The 17690-nt window shown below is 64.4% G+C and carries 18 protein-coding genes and 1 pseudogene; 16 read left to right on the top strand and 3 right to left on the bottom strand.

Features of this window, described 5'->3' with window-relative positions; all coding sequences use genetic code 11:
- Nucleotides 1-124 (top strand): annotated as a pseudogene (locus DLM46_RS36550) (c-type cytochrome biogenesis protein CcsB); the annotation flags it as partial.
- Nucleotides 125-183: 59 nt separating this feature from the next.
- On the opposite strand, the gene DLM46_RS36545 reads toward DLM46_RS36550, so the two are convergent.
- On the bottom strand, nucleotides 184-834 hold the full coding sequence (locus DLM46_RS36545; RefSeq protein WP_115109413.1) for a lytic transglycosylase domain-containing protein: 651 nt from the start codon (nucleotides 832-834) through the stop codon (nucleotides 184-186).
- A 568-nt stretch (nucleotides 835-1402) separates the two neighbouring features.
- Between DLM46_RS36545 and DLM46_RS36540 the strand changes: the two genes are divergently transcribed.
- On the top strand, nucleotides 1403-2194 hold the full coding sequence (locus DLM46_RS36540) for a response regulator (RefSeq protein ID WP_115109411.1): 792 nt from the start codon (nucleotides 1403-1405) through the stop codon (nucleotides 2192-2194).
- Between the two features lie 12 nt (nucleotides 2195-2206).
- Here the strand turns inward: DLM46_RS36540 and DLM46_RS36535 are convergent, their stop codons facing one another.
- A complete protein-coding gene (locus DLM46_RS36535; protein ID WP_115109409.1) occupies nucleotides 2207-3340 on the bottom strand; it encodes a sensor histidine kinase in 1134 nt (377 codons plus the stop codon).
- A gap of 494 nt (nucleotides 3341-3834) precedes the next feature.
- Between DLM46_RS36535 and DLM46_RS36530 the strand changes: the two genes are divergently transcribed.
- From DLM46_RS36530 to DLM46_RS36470, 13 genes are all read left to right on the top strand, one after another.
- Nucleotides 3835-4410 carry an SCO family protein gene (locus DLM46_RS36530; protein WP_425274049.1) on the top strand — a complete coding sequence of 192 codons (576 nt, stop codon included), beginning with the start codon at nucleotides 3835-3837 and terminating at the stop codon, nucleotides 4408-4410.
- 30 nt (nucleotides 4411-4440) lie between these two features.
- The gene (locus tag DLM46_RS36525; protein WP_115109404.1) at nucleotides 4441-5130 is read left to right on the top strand and encodes a response regulator; all 690 of its coding nucleotides are present in this window, start codon (nucleotides 4441-4443) and stop codon (nucleotides 5128-5130) included.
- Between the two features lie 175 nt (nucleotides 5131-5305).
- Complete coding sequence (gene gspG / locus DLM46_RS36520) at nucleotides 5306-5758, top strand: type II secretion system major pseudopilin GspG (protein WP_115109402.1); 453 nt, start codon at nucleotides 5306-5308, stop codon at nucleotides 5756-5758.
- Between the two features lie 25 nt (nucleotides 5759-5783).
- Nucleotides 5784-6986 (top strand): type II secretion system F family protein, encoded by a 1203-nt coding sequence (locus DLM46_RS36515; RefSeq protein WP_115109400.1) that lies wholly within the window; start codon nucleotides 5784-5786, stop codon nucleotides 6984-6986.
- A 20-nt stretch (nucleotides 6987-7006) separates the two neighbouring features.
- Nucleotides 7007-8719 carry a GspE/PulE family protein gene (locus tag DLM46_RS36510; protein ID WP_115109397.1) on the top strand — a complete coding sequence of 571 codons (1713 nt, stop codon included), beginning with the start codon at nucleotides 7007-7009 and terminating at the stop codon, nucleotides 8717-8719.
- A complete protein-coding gene (locus DLM46_RS36505) occupies nucleotides 8700-9641 on the top strand; it encodes a hypothetical protein (protein ID WP_244306516.1) in 942 nt (313 codons plus the stop codon). Before DLM46_RS36510 ends, DLM46_RS36505 begins: the two co-directional genes overlap by 20 nt.
- The gene (locus DLM46_RS36500; protein ID WP_115109395.1) at nucleotides 9638-10168 is read left to right on the top strand and encodes a PilN domain-containing protein; all 531 of its coding nucleotides are present in this window, start codon (nucleotides 9638-9640) and stop codon (nucleotides 10166-10168) included. Before DLM46_RS36505 ends, DLM46_RS36500 begins: the two co-directional genes overlap by 4 nt.
- Nucleotides 10165-10731 carry a hypothetical protein gene (locus DLM46_RS36495; RefSeq protein ID WP_115109392.1) on the top strand — a complete coding sequence of 189 codons (567 nt, stop codon included), beginning with the start codon at nucleotides 10165-10167 and terminating at the stop codon, nucleotides 10729-10731. The genes DLM46_RS36500 and DLM46_RS36495 overlap by 4 nt, the downstream gene beginning before the upstream one ends.
- Complete coding sequence (locus DLM46_RS36490; RefSeq protein ID WP_115109389.1) at nucleotides 10728-11393, top strand: hypothetical protein; 666 nt, start codon at nucleotides 10728-10730, stop codon at nucleotides 11391-11393. The genes DLM46_RS36495 and DLM46_RS36490 overlap by 4 nt, the downstream gene beginning before the upstream one ends.
- A complete protein-coding gene (locus tag DLM46_RS36485) occupies nucleotides 11390-13684 on the top strand; it encodes a type IV pilus secretin PilQ (RefSeq protein WP_115109387.1) in 2295 nt (764 codons plus the stop codon). Before DLM46_RS36490 ends, DLM46_RS36485 begins: the two co-directional genes overlap by 4 nt.
- Nucleotides 13685-13687: 3 nt before the next feature.
- Complete coding sequence (locus tag DLM46_RS36480) at nucleotides 13688-14227, top strand: type II secretion system protein (RefSeq protein ID WP_115109384.1); 540 nt, start codon at nucleotides 13688-13690, stop codon at nucleotides 14225-14227.
- Between the two features lie 8 nt (nucleotides 14228-14235).
- Nucleotides 14236-14625 (top strand): type IV pilin protein, encoded by a 390-nt coding sequence (locus tag DLM46_RS36475; protein ID WP_115109429.1) that lies wholly within the window; start codon nucleotides 14236-14238, stop codon nucleotides 14623-14625.
- Complete coding sequence (locus tag DLM46_RS36470) at nucleotides 14622-15284, top strand: type II secretion system protein (protein WP_341868625.1); 663 nt, start codon at nucleotides 14622-14624, stop codon at nucleotides 15282-15284. Before DLM46_RS36475 ends, DLM46_RS36470 begins: the two co-directional genes overlap by 4 nt.
- Nucleotides 15285-15290: 6 nt before the next feature.
- On the opposite strand, the gene DLM46_RS36465 is transcribed toward DLM46_RS36470, so the two are convergent.
- Nucleotides 15291-16292 (bottom strand): GlxA family transcriptional regulator, encoded by a 1002-nt coding sequence (locus tag DLM46_RS36465; RefSeq protein ID WP_244306515.1) that lies wholly within the window; start codon nucleotides 16290-16292, stop codon nucleotides 15291-15293.
- A gap of 413 nt (nucleotides 16293-16705) precedes the next feature.
- On the opposite strand from DLM46_RS36465, the gene DLM46_RS36460 reads away from it, so the two are divergent.
- Nucleotides 16706-17668, top strand: coding sequence for a choline ABC transporter substrate-binding protein (locus DLM46_RS36460; RefSeq protein WP_115109425.1), 963 nt, complete (start codon nucleotides 16706-16708; stop codon nucleotides 17666-17668).
- Nucleotides 17669-17690: the final 22 nt, after the last annotated feature.

The following is a 17690-nucleotide window of genomic DNA, read 5'->3' as shown; positions in this document are numbered from 1 at the left end:
GATGAAGGGCCTGCGCGGCGCGGCGGCGGCCTGGTGGGCGCTGACCGGCCTGCTGGTGACGACCTTCGCGTTCCTCGGCGTCAACATGTTCCTGTCGGGGCTGCATAGCTACGGCAAGCTGTAGAAAGCGTCGTGCGGCGCTTGCCGCTCCACTCGCTCACTGACTCTCCCGCTCACCAGGACCTAGCTGCTGGCCGTCAGTAGCCGCCGATAGCGGGCGAGTACGCGCGGCACATATTGGCGCGTCTCGGGCAGGGACGGAACACGGTAACCGGCTCGAATCACCGCATTCTCTCCCGCGTTGTACGCGGCCAGAGCGAGCTCCATGTCCTCCTTGAAGAGATCGAGCAGGAAGCGCAGATAGCGCGCGCCCGCTAGCACGTTGTCGCGCGGATTGAACATGTTGCCGCTGGAAAAGCGCCGCGCCGTTGCGGGCATCAACTGCATGAGTCCCTGCGCTCCTTTGTCCGATACCGCGTTCGGGTTGAAGCGGGACTCGACGTCGATCACGGCTCGCAGCAGTTCGGGTCGAACGCGAAACGTACGGCTCGCTTCGTCGATCACATCGGCGAAACGCGCGATATCGATCGTGGCGCTGAACTCGGCGTTGCTTCGTTTCGCGTCGCTTTCGCCCGGCGACTCTCCCGCCACGATGAGCTTCAAGCCCACCTTGCCGGGCGCGTTGGTCAGGACGATCGCGCCCTTGCTGTCGACGGTGCCGAATATGTCCGCGTGCACGACGCCAGCCGAAGTCATGCCTAGCACGATCGCGACGGCTCGTAGCGAGACGGCTCTAAGCGTGTTCGTCGACAGGAAAGAAGGGCGCCGGTACATGTTCGAAATCCCCCCGCGTTGCCATTGTGGTTCGCGTAAAAGGACCTCAGCAATGGGGCAACCTCCTCCTTTTCAACGCACCGCGAGGGGGGCTTTCACCCTGTGTACAGAAACGTTACGCCTGTAACGGATCGTCACAGACGTGAAGATATGCGGCATTCGTAAGCCGCTTCAAAGAAAGAAAATAATTCCGGTGTAAACGATGGTCACTAGCAGGCGCCGTTAATTATTTCTGATTTACGCGCGAAGCATGCTCTATTCGTATTATTACCAGTGTCGACTCCGGCCGGGGAATTATCATTTTTGAAACGTTTTGAGCCGGAATTGCTAATTCGACTTTACGTTTTGCAGCGCACAACTGCGCTGCAGGCGGGCCGCAGAGCGTTGGCGCGAACCTTGCGAACAAAGGCAGCACGGGGAATAAAGCAGTATTGTCTCACGAATACGTTAGCTTAAATAAATAAATTTGAAAGGCATTAGAAAGAAATAATCGAAAGAAAAATATTGTCCTGCCAAAGGGCGACCTTTCGGTTGTGCACTCAACCGGCCATGCCGAGGAGAGGGGATCGTGAATATCAAATATCGCGTACTGGTGGTCGAGGATCATGATCTGTTGCGCAGCGGATTGTGTTCCATGCTTTCAGCGCAAGGCGATTACGACGTGGTCGGCGAAGCGCGAGACGGCAAGGAGGCCTGCCAGCTTGCGATGACGCTCAGCCCGGATCTCATCCTGATGGATCTGTCGATGCGCGGCATGAACGGCATCGACGCCAGTGCGGCCATCAAGCGCCGCTCGCCGCACGTGCACATTATCGCGCTCACGGTTCACCAGACCGAAGAGTACGTACGGGAAGCGCTTCGCGCAGGCGTCGACGGCTATGTGCTGAAAGACGTCTCGTTCGATGAACTGATCGTCGCGATGCGGGTGGTGATGCAGGGGAAAAAACACCTGAGCGCCGACGTCTACGGCTACATGGTCGACTCATTCATTACCGGGCGCGAAGCAGTGGCGCCGAAGAAGGCGTGGGACGTCCTGACGGCGCGCGAGCGCAGCGTGCTGAAGCTGATCGCCGAAGGACGCACCAACCGGCAGGTCGGTCAGTATCTGAACCTCAGCCCGAAGACGATCGAGAAGTATCGTGCGAGCGTCATGCACAAGCTCGCCATCGAGAATTTGACGGAGCTCGTGCTGGTCGCCATCAGCATGGGCCTGTTGACCTCTCTCGCGGCCAAATGCGCCGAGCGCGATAGCGACGACACGCTGGCGCGGTTGCCGGCAGCCCACCCGGCCTCGTCGGCTGAGGGCGGCGACATCGTGGAGTTGCCGGTGCAGCGGGTGAGCGGCTCGGCGGCAGGGTGAGGCGCGGACCCGTCAGAGTGTCCAGCTCGCCGACACCAGCGTTCCACTGTTGTCGGAGGAGTGAACCGAGAGAAAGCCGCCCTGCGATTCGACCCGCTGTTGCATGCCGGTCAGGCCGAGCCCTGTCGAGCTCATGGCTTCCAGCGAGAGCGGACGGGTGTCGTAGCCGGTTCCATTGTCCTGAATCGTGAGCAACAGACCGGTCTCGATCCGTTGCAGCGCAAGGCGGATTTCGGTGGCGGCCGCATGCTTGACGCTGTTGTTGAGCGCTTCCTGCGCGACTCTGAAGATGTCCGCTTTCAGATGCTCCGGCACATCCCGGTCGTCGATGTCGCAGTGAAAGTGCACGAGGAGGTGCGCCGCCCCGCGGTCCACGCCTCGGCACAACGTGCTCAGCGCCGCGGGCAGGCCCAGCCGTTCGAGCGCAAGCGGACGCAACTCGCCGCATATCTGCCGCATCTCGCCAATGGTCTCGCGGATCTGCAACACGGTGGCGTCCAGCTTCTGCGCGGCGTCCTCGGCTTGTCCGCGGCGCAGACGCATGCGGGCATCCTCGACCATCAGCTTGATCAGCGTCAGCGCCTGGCCCATGCCGTCGTGCAGATCGGCGGCGAGGCGTTGACGCTCGCGCTGCTGACCGATCATCAGGTACTTCAGACGACTGCGTGCCTCGGCTTCGGATAGCTGGGCATCGTCCTCGAGCAGCTCCTCGGGCGCCAGCGGTTCCTCGAAGAGCGTCAGGCGTGCGAGGTCTTCGTTCTGGTCCGCTGCAATCAGCTGCTGATGCAGCACGAGCCGGGTCGGGCGGCCAGTGCGCCCGGCCAGCAGCGTACTGAACGAATAAAACTCGCGCGCGGGATCCCCGGACAGTTGGGCGGCGAGCGTTGCACGATCGCTCTCGGGCGCCATATCCAGCAGCCGGCGGCCGATCAGCTCGCCGCTGGAATAACCCAGCAGCGCCGCAGCACTGCGGTTGGCCGACAGGAACATGCCATCCGCCGACACGATCGCAAGCGCTGCGCCGCGCGCGTCGGTGACGCTGCCCGCTTGCGGTTCTTCGAGCCGGGCCGCGATCCCCAGCCTGCGCATCGCCTCGATGACGTCGCGCAACTTCAGCTGTCGTCCCTCGGGCTGACTGGCATGCATGGGATCTCCCAGCGGGGGGCCTTAAGAGAGTCTTAATCTGCCAACGGATTGTAGGCCTCGGCGTATGCCTCTGCCAACGGGGCATGTACGGACGTCAAGGGGGGGACACCCCGCGCGGGCGCTAGCGGGATTTTCCTCTGGCAGGCATACCCTACCGTGCTTTGGGGAGCTTCATCTAATGACGCGTGAGAGCGGAGTCACGAGACTGAAAGGACAGGGTGGAGCGCGTGCGGCTGCGCATTGGGCGACGTGCCTCGTTCTTTCTTCCGTTTCTGGAGACCGCGATGAAGATGAACCGCACATGGATGATAGGCGCATTCGTGGTGGCCGGCACCGGGCTGACCAGCGTCGGAGCACTGCCGGCAAGCGCCGAAGACGTGGCCGATGGCGCAACGATGGAGGCGCAACATCACAAGATGATGGCGCAGATGCAACCCGCCGCCGCTGAAGGTTCAGCCGGCAACCCGGCCACGGCGGCGCAACCGCACGGCGCCATGATGGATATGAAGCCTGCGCCGGCTGAAGCTGCCGCCGGCGGTGCCGCGATGCACATGCATCACCACGATATGACGGCGGGGACGACGCGCTCCACGGTCGAGTACACGCTGCCCGCGGTGACCCTGGTTCGCGACGACGGCAAGGCCGTCTCTCTCGTCGACGAGTTGAACGACGGTCGCCCGGTCATCCTGACGTTCATCTACACGACATGCACGACGATTTGCCCGATGGTCAGCCAGACTTTCGAGGAATTGCAGGGCAAGCTGGGAGTCGATCGTGACAAGGTCCATCTGGTGTCGATCTCGATCGACCCTGAAGAGGACACGCCGGCACGCCTGAGAGCGTACGCAGCCCGGTTCGATGCGGGTCCCGAGTGGCAGCACTACACCGGCACGGTCGAGGCGAGCATCGCCGCCCAACGCGCCTTCAACGTCTATCGCGGCGACAAGATGAATCACACGGCGGTGGCCTTCTTCCGCGCCGCGCCCGGCAAACCATGGCTGCGCCTCGACGGTCTCGCGACGCCGGCGGAACTGTTGAACGCCTACCACGAAGTCGTCGCCTCGAACTAATCGAGCGGGTTCCGGCCGGGAGCGAACAAAGTGGATAAGAAGTATCGCGTTCTGATCGCCGAAGACCAGCATCTTTTGCGCGGCGGTCTCTGCACCATGGTGTCCTCGCTGCCCGATTACATGGTCGCCGGCGAGGCGACCGATGGGCTCGAGGCCTGCTGTCTCGCCGGTACGCTGCTGCCCGATCTGATCCTGATGGATCTCTCGATGCCGTGCATGAACGGCATCGAGGCCATCGCCGTGATCAAGCGGCAGACGCCGCGCATACGCATCATCGCGCTGACGATTCATAGCAGCGACGAGCATGTGCGCGCGTCGCTGGCGGCGGGCGCGGATGGCTACGTGATCAAGGATGCATCGTTCGAAGAACTCGTCAACGAAATGCGTCTCGTGATGCAGGGCAAACGCAACCCGGCGTTCGACGCTCACCGTCTCCGCAGCGTGGCGCACGAACTGCTGCCGGGCGTTGGGCAACCCACGCAGATCTGGAACACGCTGACCGGCCGGGAGCGCACGGTGCTCAGGCTCGTCGCGGAAGGCCACACCAATCGGCAGGTCGGCGAGCAACTCCAGCTCAGCCCGAAAACCATCGAAAAACACCGTGCCAGCCTGATGCGCAAGCTCGGCGTCACCAACGTCACCGGTCTCGTGCGCATCGCGCTCGACATGGGCGTGCTCACGCTGCCGAGCCACACGGACGAGTTCAACGGCTTCCTCTGAACGGCGCAGGAACTGGGGGGTCTTTACCCATCCCTTTGGTCGGGTCTCCCTACTTCTTGCCGATATCGACCTGAACAAGAATGAATAAAACGGCTTCGGCGGTATCGGAGCGGTGAGTCGTTAGAAGGGGAGTAACGTGCGCAACGAATCGTTCTCGATCAGGTCTGCCGTGCTTATGAGCGCTCTGCGCCCCGCACGCGTTGAACAGGCACCGCGGGCACCGCGGCGCAACGGCGGGTTCACGCTGCTCGAACTGCTCGTGGTGATGGTCATCATCGGTTTGCTTGCGGGTCTCGTCGCACCGCGTTACTTCGAGCAGGTCGGCAAATCGAACGTCAAGATCGCGCGAGCCCAGATCGACTCGTTGAGCAAGGCGCTCGATCAATACCGGCTCGACATGGGTGCCTATCCGACGACCGAGGAAGGGCTCCAGGCGCTCATGGTCAAACCCCAGGACGCGACGCACTGGAGCGGCCCGTATCTGCAGAAAGCAGTGCCGCCCGATCCGTGGGATCGCCCGTACCAGTACCGGTCGCCCGGCGAGCATGGCGATTACGACCTGTATTCGCTCGGCAAGAACGGTCAGGGCGGCGGCACCGGTGAGAACGTGACCATCTCGTCCTGGTAGTGTGCTGTCAGCAAGGAGAATCGACGTGAAGTACCTGCTGCGCGTCTTCGATACCAGCGGTTCAGTGCAGACGCTTCGCGTCGACTGCGATTCTTCTGCCGCCGCCACCGCGCTCGCGCGTGCGAGAGGCCTGCGTGTCGTGTCGGTGCGCGCGGATGCGCGGGGACGGCGCCGCCGCGCGAGGTGGTCGGCGCTGCCCGGCGCCCGCTTCAACGTCGAATTGTTCGCGCGCGAGCTCGCCGCCCTGCTCGAGGCCGGCGTCGGCGTGGTCGACGCGTTGCGCACGCTCGGCGGCAACGAACGCCGCGAAGCTTCGGCCGTGGTGTATCGCGATCTGCTGCGGCAACTCGAAGAGGGGCAGTCGCTGTCCGCGGCGCTCGAACACGCGAGCGACGTGTTTCCCCCGGTGCTGGTTGCGTGCGTGAAAGCCAGCGAGCAAACCGGCGGTCTGGCCGACAGCCTGACCCGCTACTCGCGCAACAGCGCGTTGCTTCACGAACTGCGCGGCCGGGTGGTGTCGGCGGCGATCTACCCCTCTGTTCTGCTGCTGGTGGGCGCAGCCGTCGTGCTGTTCCTGCTCGGTTTCGTCGTGCCTCGCTTTGCGAGCCTGCTGGAACATAGCGGACGCGAATTGCCCTTGCTGTCGCAACTGCTGATGGCCTGGGGCGGCATGGTGCATGCGCATGGGACAGAGCTCGCTGTCGGCCTCGCCGTGCTGGTGGTGACGGCCGTTGTCGCGCTGCGCCGGGCGGCGGCGCGCAACTGGATCGCCGATCGCCTGCTCGCGCTGCCCGGTATCGGCCAGCACTTCCGTGTGTTTCGCCAGTCGCAATTCTTTCGCACGACCGCGATGCTGGTCGATGGCGGCATCCCCGCCGTGCGGGCCTTCGATCTTGCCAGCGGGCTGGTGAGCCGCACCGATCGGGTTGCCGTCGCCGCCGCCATGCAGCAGGTGCGCAACGGCGCAAAGCTGTCCGACGCGTTCCAGCAGGCCGGCCTCGCCAACGCGATTACCTATCGTCTGCTGACCGTCGCGGAGAAAACCGGTGGCCTGGGGCCCGTGCTCGACCGGATCGCCGCGTTTCAGGAGGCGCAGGTGTCGCGCACGATCGATCTGATCTCGCGGCTGATCGAACCCGCGATGATGATTTTCATTGGCGTGGTGATCGGCGGCATCGTGGTGCTGATGTACATGCCGATCTTCGAAATTGCGTCGAGCATCCAGTAGGCCGGCCTTGGGGAACATGCATGGACACGATCAGCGCGACACCGGAAAGCCCGAGCATCGAGTTGCGCGATGCGCTGCGCGCGCTCGGCGAGCGGCACGGCTCCGGCATCCGCGCGCTGGAGGAATTGATGACGCAGGCGGCGCTCGGCGCCGACGAGATGGTCGTGCGGCTTGCCGAGCAGTTCCGCATGAAATCGATCGGCATGCAGGAGTTGAACCGGCTCGAAGCGGATTTCGACGTGCTGCCGTTCGTCGAAGCGACGACCCGTTTGTGCGTGTGTTTTCGTCAACCGGATGAAGACGGCGCGCTGCTGTTCGTGATCGCCGATCCGCTCGACGCCCGCACGCGCGGCAGCGTCGAACACCGGATGCGCTCGCGGCCGACCGTGCCGTATAGCTGGGCGCTCGCCAGCGTCGGCGACCTCACCGCGTGGCTCGCCGTGCGCGAGAAAGACGTGCGGGCGATGGACTCGCTCGCCTTCGACGATCAGGTGCAGCATGCCGCCGACCCGTCCTCGCTCGCGCTGACCTTGCAGGGCATCAGCAGCGACGACAGCGCGGTGGTGCGGCTGCTCAATTCCACCATCTACGACGCGCTGAAGATGATGGCGAGCGACATTCACCTCGAATGCCGCGCGAACGGGTTGATGATCAAGTGCCGGGTGGATGGCGTGCTGACCGTGGTCGGCCGGATGGAAGGCCGCGACGTCGCCGACCAGGTGTTGTCGCGTGTGAAGGTCATTTCCGAACTCGACATCGCCGAGCGCCGCGTGCCGCAGGACGGCCGCTTCAAGGCGGTGTATGCGGGCCGCGAGATCGACTTCCGCGTGTCGATCATGCCGAATCAGTTCGGCGAAGACGCGGTGCTGCGGATTCTCGACCGCTATCAGCTTTCGCAGGCCGCAGGCGGGCTGACGCTCGAAGCGCTCGGTTTTCAGCAGGACGACACGCGCTTCATGCGCTCGGTCGCCTCCATGCCCTACGGGATGCTACTGGTGACGGGGCCAACGGGCAGCGGTAAAACCACCACGTTGTACGCCATTCTCACCGAGATCAACGACGGCCTCGAAAAGATCGTCACGATCGAGGACCCGGTCGAATATCAGTTGGGCGACATCCTGCAGATTCCGGTCAACGAAGCGAAAGGTCTCACGTTCGCCCGCGGACTGCGCTCGATTCTGCGCCACGACCCCGACAAGATCATGGTCGGCGAGATCCGCGATCCGGAGACCGCGCAGATTGCGGTGCAGGCGGCGTTGACCGGCCATCAGGTGTTCACGACGGTGCACGCGAACAACGTGTTCGACGTGATCGGCCGCTTCACGAATATGGACGTCGACCCCTACAGCTTCGTGTCCGCACTGAACGGCGTGATCGCGCAGCGTCTGTTGCGGCAGTGTTGCGCCGACTGCGCGGTGGACGACACGGTCGACGCGGACACGCTGGTCCGTTCGGGCATCGATCCGCAGACGGCGGGCAGCTACCGCTTTCGCCGGGGCATGGGTTGCGCGGCGTGCCGCGGCAGCGGGTATCGCGGACGGCGCGCGATCGCGGAAGCGCTGCGGATGAACGACGAATTGCGCCAGTTGCTCTCGGAGCGTGCGCCGCTCGGGCACATCAAGGCAGCGGCGTTCCGGTACGGCATGCAGACGCTTCGCACGGCCGCCGTCGCGCTCGTGATGCGGGGCGAAACGACACTCGAGGAGATCAACCGTGTCACCATGGTTGAATAATCTGCTGGCCACCGGCGGTTCACTGGCCACCGGCGGTTCACTGGCCGCCGGCGGTTCGCTAGCCACCGGCGGCTCGATCGCGATCGGCGTCGGTACACGCGAACTGGTCGTGGGCGCGGCACCGCCTCGCTGGATGCGGTTGCGCCGCAAGCCTGCCGAGCTTCCTGAACCTGCGAGCATCGCGATTCCCGACGAACAGTGCTTCACCGAGGCGGGCGTGCTCGACGCGCTGAAGCTCGCGTTGGCCACCGACCCCGCGCCCGCCGGGCAGAAGGAGCCGTCAAAGCGCGGCGCACGCATCGTGCTGGACGATTTCTGGGCGAGTCACGCGATTCTGCGCGGGGACTTTCGCACGCTGCGCGCACGCGAAATCGAAGAAGTCGTGCTGGCTCATTTCGCCGATCTCTACGGGATCGAGGCCGACTCGGTGCAGGTGCGCTTCTCGGTGCAGCGTGGCGGCCACGCGGTGTTTGCGAGCGCGATGTCCCGCACGCTGCATGACGGCATTCATCAAGCGGGCGCGACAGCGCGCGTCGACATCCAGTGCCTCAAGCTGTGTCTTCCGGAAATGCTGAATCGTGTCGAAGACGCAGCCGGCGCCGGTCAGGCGATGCTGTTGTTCGTCGCGGATACGCTGTTGCAGGCGGTGCTCGTCGAGGAGAACTGCTGGGTCGCGTATGACGCACAGCGCCTCTTTCCCGGCGACGCCAGCGACGCTGCGCGAATCGCGGCGCGCGCCGAGCAGGCGTTCGAGCGCCTCGCGAACCGCACGAGCGGCAAGCGCGAAGCGTACCGGGTCTATCTGTACGGCAGCGAGATCGACCCGGCGCCGTTCGAAGGGCGCTTCCTGACGACGCTGCGGCCCGCGCAACCGGCGCTGGATACGTCGGTCGCGCATCGTCTGATGGAGTCCGCGCGATGATGCCCCGCCTTCACATCGATTTCGGACGGCACCGCGCGCTCGGCGCGCCTGCGGGCATCGTGCTGCTGTGCGTCGCCGGCTTGCTGCTGCTAGTGAGCGGCGAACGCCTCTGGCAGGTCTACGACGAGAACGACCGCGTGCAGGCGGAACAGGAAGCGCAACGCCATCGGCTCTTCGCGAGATCGCATCCGGCGACCGTGCCGCAGACGCCTGCGGCCAGGCTGGCGGAGAGCCAGAGTCTCGCGGTGCTGCGCGAACTGACGGTGCCGTGGCAAGACCTGCTGTCGATCGTCGAAGACTACCCGGATCACGACGTCGCCCTCATCGGCATCGATCAGAGCCCCGCGCAAAGCCAGATCCGCATCACCGCAGAAGCGAAGAACTTCGACGCGATGATCGCGTATCTCCGCTATCTGCAGGCCAGCGTGCTGCTGCGTGAAGCGGTGCTCAACGATCACATCATCGAGACCAACGTGCCCGGCACGCCGGTGCGCTTCCAGATCACCGCCGTCTGGAGAAAATCATGAACCGCGATCAGTGGCGGGACAGGCTGCTCACCTTACGCTTCGAACTGCAGCGCCGGCTTGGGCTGCCCGGTTTGCTAGGCGCGCTGTTGCTGGGTGCGGCAGCGGTGGTCGCGGCGGCGATTCCGCGCGTCGAAGGGCCGGCGCGTGAACTGCGCGATCCGGCGTCGCTCGCACAGACTGCCAAGGCCCGTCATGGCGTGGCCGAACGGTCCGCGGCTACGGAAACAGTCGCACTCAATACGTTGTCCGATCTGTTTCCGGGATTCGCGCAGAGCGCCAACGACATCGCGACGATCCTCGCCCAGGCCCGCGACAGCAACCTGACGCTCGGTTCGGCAGAGTATCTCGTCACGAACGATACGAACGCGCATTTCGTCCGCTATCAGATGCTCCTGCCGGTCAAGGATCAGTACGGTTCGATCCGGCATTTCCTGGCCTCCGTGCTCAACAACGTGCCGAACGCGGCGTTGCGCGAAATCCATGTCGAGCGTCCCGCCGTGAACGGCAACGTGCTCGACGCGCGCGTGCGCTTCGAACTCATCTATCGGGCAGCGCAGCCATGAAACCCGATCTCGTCAGGCGCCTGCTGATTACGTTCTGCGGAATCGTCGCCGCTGGCTTGAGCTTTCGCGAGCTGGCGCCCGCGATGCAGACACCGGCGGTGGTCGCCGCGGCCAGTGGCGCACATCACGACGACGCGCGCGCGCGGACCGTCGCGCTGCATCGCGAAGGCGCGGCACAGGTGCCGGATTCCGCAGCGCATGGGGCGAACCCGGCTAGCGCGGCGGATGCGGCGCACGTGGTGAAGGCGGCCAGCGCCGCTCAACCCGCTGGGCCGGCCAAGGCAGCCAAGGCGGCGCCGACTCCACGCGAAAGGCTAATCGCGCTACGCGCACCGCTGTCCCTGACGTCGGCGAACAATCCGTTCGTCGTGTCGTCATGGCTGCCGCCGCCACCGCCGCCCGTGGCGGCGCCCGTTCCGGAGCCGGTGGCGCCTCCCACGGCGCCGCCCGTGCCCTTTACCTACCTCGGTGAACTGGATGCAAAAGCGGCGAAACCGCAGGTGTTCCTCAGTAGCGGCGACCGCTTGTTGATCGTTTCGCCAGGTGAGGTCGTCGATGAACAGTATCGCGTCGAGTCGATTTCGGAAAACGAAGTGGTGCTGACCTATCTGCCGCTGAACGAGAGGCAGGTGCTCTCCACGCAAGCGAAGGAAAATAAATGAAAGCCGCATACAACCGGGGTGGAAGCCGCATCGGAGACGGCGGCTCGTCGATACACCTGTCGCCCGAGAGACTGTCTCGCGACCATCGTCCCGCTTTCAGCTGGGCAACGCGCAAGCGCTCGGCGCTGGCGATCGCGGTCGCGCTCGCCTTCAGCGGGTGCGTTAATCCGCCGACCCGGCAGAGCGAGCCGAACAACGCCGAGCTGCAGATCAACTATCTGCACGATCGCAATCACAAGGTCGATGCGCTGCTCGATGAGGCGGACCAGTTGCGCAAGAGCTATCAGTTCGATGCGGCCGTCCAGAAGCTCTACGCGGCGAGTCAGATCGATCCGACCAGCGAACGCGGACGCAAGATCGGCGCCGCGCTCGACCAGGATCGCCGCGATCTGGCGACCCTGCAGGAAGCGGACCGGATGATCCAGCGCGGTTCGTACGCGCTGGCGTCGGAACGCGTACACCGTGTGCTCGCGCAGAACCCGACCAACGCGATGGCGCTGCAGATGCTCAAGGAAATCGACGACAAGCGCAGGCAGCAGCGCTCGGCGAAGGAAGAGAATGTCGCCGCGTCATCGATCATGCGCACGCCGGTTACGCTGCAGTTTCGCGATGCGAATGTGCGCATGGTCTTCGAGGCGTTATCGCGCACGTCGGGCCTGAACGTGATCTTCGATCGCGATGTCCGCGCCGACCTGAAGACGACGATTTTCGTCACGAACGCGTCGCTGCAGGACACGGTCGACATGATCCTGATGCAGAACCAGCTCGACAAGAAACAGCTCAACGCGAATACGCTCTTCATCTACCCCGCGACCCCCGCCAAGCAGCTCGAATATCAGGAGCTGAAAGTGCGCACGTTCCAGTTGTCGAACGTCGACGCCAAGCAGATACAGGGGCTGCTGAAGAGCCTGCTGAAGATCAAGGAAGTCGTCATCGACGAGCGTGCGAACACCGTGACGATTCGCGGCACGCCGGACACGGTGCGGGTTGCCGAGGAAATGATCGCGGCGCAGGACCTGCCGGAGCCGGAGGTCATGCTGGAAGTGCAGGTGCTGGAAGTGTCCCACGACCGGTTGACCGACCTCGGTATCGAGTGGCCGAATTCGTTCTCGGTGGCGACGCCTTCAACAGCGGACACGTGGGGCGCATTGCACCACCTGCCAATCAACTCATTGAATGTCAGCGGCCTGTCGGCGACGGCCAACTTCAAGCTTAGCGATGTCGACGCGAACCTGCTGGCAAGCCCGCGCATCCGCACGCGCAACAAGGAAAAGGCGAAGATACTGATCGGCGACAAAGTCCCTGTGATTTCGAGTTCCAGTACACCGAGCACGAGCGGGCCTTCGTACGCGCAGATGATTCAGTACCTCGACGTCGGCATCAAGCTCGAAGTGGAACCGCAGGTCTATCGCGATGGCGACGTCGGCATCAAGCTCAATCTTGAAGTCAGCAACATCACCAAGACGATTTCCAGCAGCAACACGCAGACGGGTCTGACTTCGCTTGCGTATCAGATCGGCACGCGCAGTGCGTCAACGAGTCTGCGTCTGAGAGACGGCGAGAGTCAGATTCTCGGCGGGCTGATTTCGGATCAGGATCGCACGACGGCCGACAAGGTGCCGGGTCTCGGGCAACTGCCCGTGCTCGGACGCCTGTTCTCGGACCACAACGGCGATCACCTGAAGACGGAAATCGTGCTGCAGATCACGCCGCACATCGTACGTCCGCAGCTTTCCGCCGATGCGGACACGCAGGAGTTGTGGTCCGGCACGGATGTCAACGTCCACGCCGACCAGTTGCGGCTCGATCCGGTCAGCGCCGAAGCGGTTCAAGCGCTGCCGGCTCCGGCGGTGCATACGCCGGGCAACGTCGGCGGCGGCACGACTGGCGCGCCGCGCGAACCGCGCGCAGGCGCCACGGGCTCCGCCACGACGGCGCCGCCGACCGGAGCGTTTGGGCGGATGCCGCCCGCGCCGCGCACGACGCCGCCGCCGGCGCCATACGGCGGTCGCTTCTCGCCGCAGCCGAGCGCGCCGCCTGCGCTGCCGTCCGCCGTGCCGGTGCCGGGAGCGGAACAGAGCGGCGCCGAGGCCGCGCCTGCCGGCGAAGCGAATGCGGCTGCGGCCGCGGCTGCGGCGGCCACTCAGGCTCAAGCGCCCGCTCCGGCGCCCGCTCCGGCGCCCGCGCCAGCACCGGCTCCGCCGCCCGCGTTCCCACCGTCGAGCATCGTGATGCCGCAAGGCGACATGCCGAGCGACAACCCGCTGCGGCCGATTCAAAACGGGTACTGAGCCATGAAGGTCCGGTTCGATGCGTTCCGCTTGCGTGCGCGTGCCGCCCAGCGCGGCTTCACGCTGATCGAGCTGGTTATCACGCTGGCGCTCGTCGGCATTCTCGCGCTCGCGATCGTGCCGTTCTCGGAGCTGATCGTGCAGCGTCAGAAGGAACAGCAATTGAGCGCGGCGCTGCGCGAGATTCGTACCGCGCTGGACGCCTACAAGGAAGCGAGCGATACGGGCCTGATCGAAAGGGAGGCCGATGCCTCCGGCTATCCGCCATCGCTCGCCGTGATGGTGACCGGCGTGCCCAACGCGAAAGATCCGAAAGGCGGCCTGCTGATGTTTCTTCGCCACGTGCCGCGCGATCCGTTTTTCACGGGCGACGCGGATGTCGCCGCGGAGGATACGTGGAACGTGCGGGCCTTCGGCGAGCCGCCGAACCAGGGCGACGGCGGGGACGCCGCCGACAATTCGCGGGCCGGCAAGGATGTGTTCGACGTGTCGGCGAAAACCGATCGCGTCGGCATCAACGGCATTCCGTACAAACAGTGGTGACGTGCATCATGAAATCCGTTCTCGCGCGCAAGGCTGGCGGCTTCACGTTGATCGAACTGGTCGTCGTGATGGCGATCATCGGACTGCTGCTGACGGTCGCCTTGCCGCGCTACATGCACAGCATCGAGCGCGGCAAGGAGCAGGTGCGTCAGCAGAACGTCGCGGTGATGCGCGACGCCATCGACAAGTTCTACGGCGATAACGGCCAGTATCCGGAGACGCTCGACGAACTGGTCACGAAGCACTATCTGCGTGCGATTCCAGTCGACCCGGTCAACGGCGACGACAAATGGGCTGCGATTGCCTCGCCGGACGAAACCAAGACGGGCGTGTACGACATCGCGCCGGCGAGCAGCCCGCAAGGCGCTGCCAGGGATCAGGCGGGAGCTGCGCAATGAACGAGCGAGCCTGTCCGATGCATCCGCGCGGGTGCCCGGCGCGGCGTGCCGGGCAACGCGAACGGCAGCGGCAGCGGCTGCACGGTGTCAGCGGTGTCACGGCGCGCGAGGACGGGCTGGTTCTGCTGACCCTGCTGATCGCGTTGATGCTGATATCGATTGCGCTGGCCGGCGCGCTCGATGTGTGGTCGCTGGAGCGGCAGCGCGAGCGGGAGCGGCAGTTGCTGTTCGTCGGCGACCAGTACCGGCTGGCGATTCTTCGTTACTACCGCGCCGGACGGGTGCTGCCCGCCTCGATCGACGATCTGCTCGAGGACACCCGCGTTCCGGTGCCCCTGCATCATTTACGGCAAGCGTATCCGGATCCGATCACGGGCAAGAACGACTGGGTTTTCATGCGCCAGGGCGACCGCATCTATGGCGTCCATAGCAGTTCCACGGATGTGCCGATCAAGCACGCGGGGTTTCCCCTGCGTCATGAGGACTTCGAAGACCAGAAGACTTATGACGGCTGGAAATTCTTCTATTTGCCGCCTGTCATGCGCAACTATTCGAACACCGATGCGCTGAAAGCGCCCCCGAAGCCGGCGACGACCTTCGACCCGATGAACGGCAATTTGCCCAGTTTCAACGGACGCAGTGCGGGCGGCTTGCGCTGAGTGGGTTCATGCGGCAGCCGCCGCGTGCGCCTTGGCGTTTGACGGCGCGCCGCCGCCGCCGCTGCCGCTCAGCGGATGCCGGTCGCTTCGTGGACTCGCGCCGAAGCGCGCGCGATAAGTTCGCGAGAAATGCGAGGGCGACTCGAATCCGCAGGCGACGCAAATCGACGTGATCGACATATCGGTCTGTTGCAGCAACTCGCGCGCGCGGTCGAGCCGCAGCTGGAGATAGAAATGCGTCGGCGTGTCCTTGAGCGACGCATTGAACAGCCGCTCCAGCTGCCGCCGGGTCACGCCGATTTCCTGCGCGAGCCGGTCCGACGTGAGCGGCTCTTCCATATGCTGCTCCATCACGCCGATCACCTGAATCAGCTTGCGGTTGTGCACGCCGTAGCGCGCCGCGATCTCCATGCGCTGATGATCCGAACGTTGCCGGATCCGGCTCACGACAAACTGCTCCGACACCGCCGAGGCCAGCGCCGCGCCGTGCTTGCGGCCGATCAGATCGAGCATCATGTCGATCGACGCGGTGCCGCCCGCACAGGTGATGCGCCGCGCGCCGATTTCGAACAACTCCTGGCTCGCGTCCAGCGCGGGATAACGCTCACGGAACGCCGACAGCGCTTCCCAATGCACGGTCAAACTGTCCGGGCCGCGAAAGAGGCCGGCTTCCGCGAGGATGAAACTGCCGGTATCGATGCCGCCTAGCGTCGCGCCGGCGCGCTCGAGGCGCTTGAGGCAATCGCCCAGCGCGCGCGTATAGCAGGCGAGCGGATCGAAGCCGGCCACGACGAAGAGCGTCTGAGCTTTTTCGACGTCGCCGATCGCCGCCTCGGCGTTCATCGAAATGCCGTTGCTGGCCGCCACCGGCGCGCCGTCGAGGCTCAGAATGTGCCAGCGGTAGAGATCGCCGCGAAAGCGGTTCGCGACCCGCAAAGGCTCGACCGCCGACATGAAGCCGAGCGCCGAAAAGCCCGGTAGCAGCAGAAACGAAATATCTTCGGGCATCGTGCGGGAACTCGACTGAGGAAAGACGCAGGCGGACGCGGGGTTGCCGGTACCGGGTGGCCAGCTCTGGATGGCCGCTTCCGGACGGCCAACTCCGGACGGCCAACTCCGGATGGCCGGCCCCCGGTTTTCCGGCGAGCGTAGCAAGCCGCGCGCGGACCGGCAAGACACGCCAAAAATCATCGCGGCGCCGCTGTTGCGCAGCATTGCACGCAATGCTGGTTTTCCCTCATGGTCGCACGCGGACAAGTACGGGTCGCTGGCGGTCGCTTCGGCGGGAAAATGGGGCATTACCTTTAGGTCACTCCTGGATTGATTCAGCGCCTCGAGCCGTATCACGTAAGTCTGGTGGGCCGCCTGTGCGCGGCCTGATTCGAAACACGCTGCAAAACGTGTCCGAAAGGGGGAACGTCATGAAGTCACGCATCAAAACCTTGCTTGCTCATCTTGCCCGCCTTGTTTGCGTGGCTGCCGCAGCCGTCGCTGCGCCGGCGTTCGCACAGGATCCGGCCGCCTGCCGCGCCGTCCACTTCGCCGATATCGGCTGGACCGACATCACGTCGACGACGGCGCTCGCCTCCACGGTCTTCGAAGGGCTCGGCTATCAGCCGGTCACCACCGTCGCTTCGGTGCCGATCTCGTTCGCGGGGCTCAAGAGCAAGCAGCTCGACGTGTCGCTCGGCTACTGGTGGCCCGTGCAGGAAAAAGCCATCGCGCCGTTCGTCGACTCGAAGTCCATTCAGGTGCTGCAACCGCCGAACCTGACCGGCGCCAAGGCGACCTTCGCGGTGCCGACCTATGAATACGACGCGGGCCTCAAGACCTTCGCCGACATCGCCAAACACCGCGCGGAACTCGACGGCAAGATCTACGGCATCGAGCCGGGCAGCAGCGCGAATGCGGCGATTCAGAAAATGATCGCGACCAATCAGTTCGGCCTCGGCGGTTTCAAGCTGATCGAATCGAGCGAAGCCGGCATGCTGGTGTCGGTGGATCGCGCGATCCGCGAGAAGAAGTGGGTGGTGTTTCTCGGCTGGGAACCGCATCCGATGAACATCCAGATCGACATGAAGTATCTGACCGGCAGCGAGGGCGTGTTCGGTCCCAACGACGGCGAAGCACGCGTTTATACGCTGACGTCCCCCGACTTTCTGACGCGTTGCCCGAACGCGGGCAAGCTCGTGAGCAATCTGCGCTTTACGACGCAACTGGAAAACGTCGTGATGCAGTCGGTGATGAACAAGGAAAAGCCCGCCGAGGCCGCGAAAGCGTATCTGAAGAAGAACCCGCAAATACTCGATGCATGGCTTGCCGGTGTGAAGACCTACGACGGCAAGGATGGCCTGCCCGCGGTGAAGGCGTATCTCGGTCTCTGAGGCACCGGGCCGTCAGCTCACT

This window comes from Paraburkholderia lacunae, assembly GCF_003353175.1.
In the GTDB taxonomy this organism is placed as follows: Bacteria; Pseudomonadota; Gammaproteobacteria; order Burkholderiales; family Burkholderiaceae; genus Paraburkholderia; species Paraburkholderia lacunae.
The sequence above is the reverse complement of the archived record's forward strand: the minus strand, read 5'-3'. Positions and strand labels throughout refer to the sequence as shown.

Excerpts from the sequence above, each read along its gene's own strand:
- DLM46_RS36545 (WP_115109413.1), bottom strand. The coding sequence starts at position 834 with ATGTACCGGCGCCCTTCTTTCCTGTCGACGAACACGCTTAGAGCCGTC.
- DLM46_RS36535 (WP_115109409.1), bottom strand. The coding sequence starts at position 3,340 with ATGCATGCCAGTCAGCCCGAGGGACGACAGCTGAAGTTGCGCGACGTC.
- DLM46_RS36530 (WP_425274049.1), top strand. The coding sequence starts at position 3,835 with ATGATGGATATGAAGCCTGCGCCGGCTGAAGCTGCCGCCGGCGGTGCC.
- gspG (WP_115109402.1), top strand. The coding sequence starts at position 5,306 with ATGAGCGCTCTGCGCCCCGCACGCGTTGAACAGGCACCGCGGGCACCG.
- DLM46_RS36510 (WP_115109397.1), top strand. The coding sequence starts at position 7,007 with ATGGACACGATCAGCGCGACACCGGAAAGCCCGAGCATCGAGTTGCGC.
- DLM46_RS36500 (WP_115109395.1), top strand. The coding sequence starts at position 9,638 with ATGATGCCCCGCCTTCACATCGATTTCGGACGGCACCGCGCGCTCGGC.
- DLM46_RS36495 (WP_115109392.1), top strand. The coding sequence starts at position 10,165 with ATGAACCGCGATCAGTGGCGGGACAGGCTGCTCACCTTACGCTTCGAA.
- DLM46_RS36490 (WP_115109389.1), top strand. The coding sequence starts at position 10,728 with ATGAAACCCGATCTCGTCAGGCGCCTGCTGATTACGTTCTGCGGAATC.
- DLM46_RS36485 (WP_115109387.1), top strand. The coding sequence starts at position 11,390 with ATGAAAGCCGCATACAACCGGGGTGGAAGCCGCATCGGAGACGGCGGC.
- DLM46_RS36480 (WP_115109384.1), top strand. The coding sequence starts at position 13,688 with ATGAAGGTCCGGTTCGATGCGTTCCGCTTGCGTGCGCGTGCCGCCCAG.
- DLM46_RS36475 (WP_115109429.1), top strand. The coding sequence starts at position 14,236 with ATGAAATCCGTTCTCGCGCGCAAGGCTGGCGGCTTCACGTTGATCGAA.
- DLM46_RS36470 (WP_341868625.1), top strand. The coding sequence starts at position 14,622 with ATGAACGAGCGAGCCTGTCCGATGCATCCGCGCGGGTGCCCGGCGCGG.
- DLM46_RS36465 (WP_244306515.1), bottom strand. The coding sequence starts at position 16,292 with ATGCCCGAAGATATTTCGTTTCTGCTGCTACCGGGCTTTTCGGCGCTC.
- DLM46_RS36460 (WP_115109425.1), top strand. The coding sequence starts at position 16,706 with ATGAAGTCACGCATCAAAACCTTGCTTGCTCATCTTGCCCGCCTTGTT.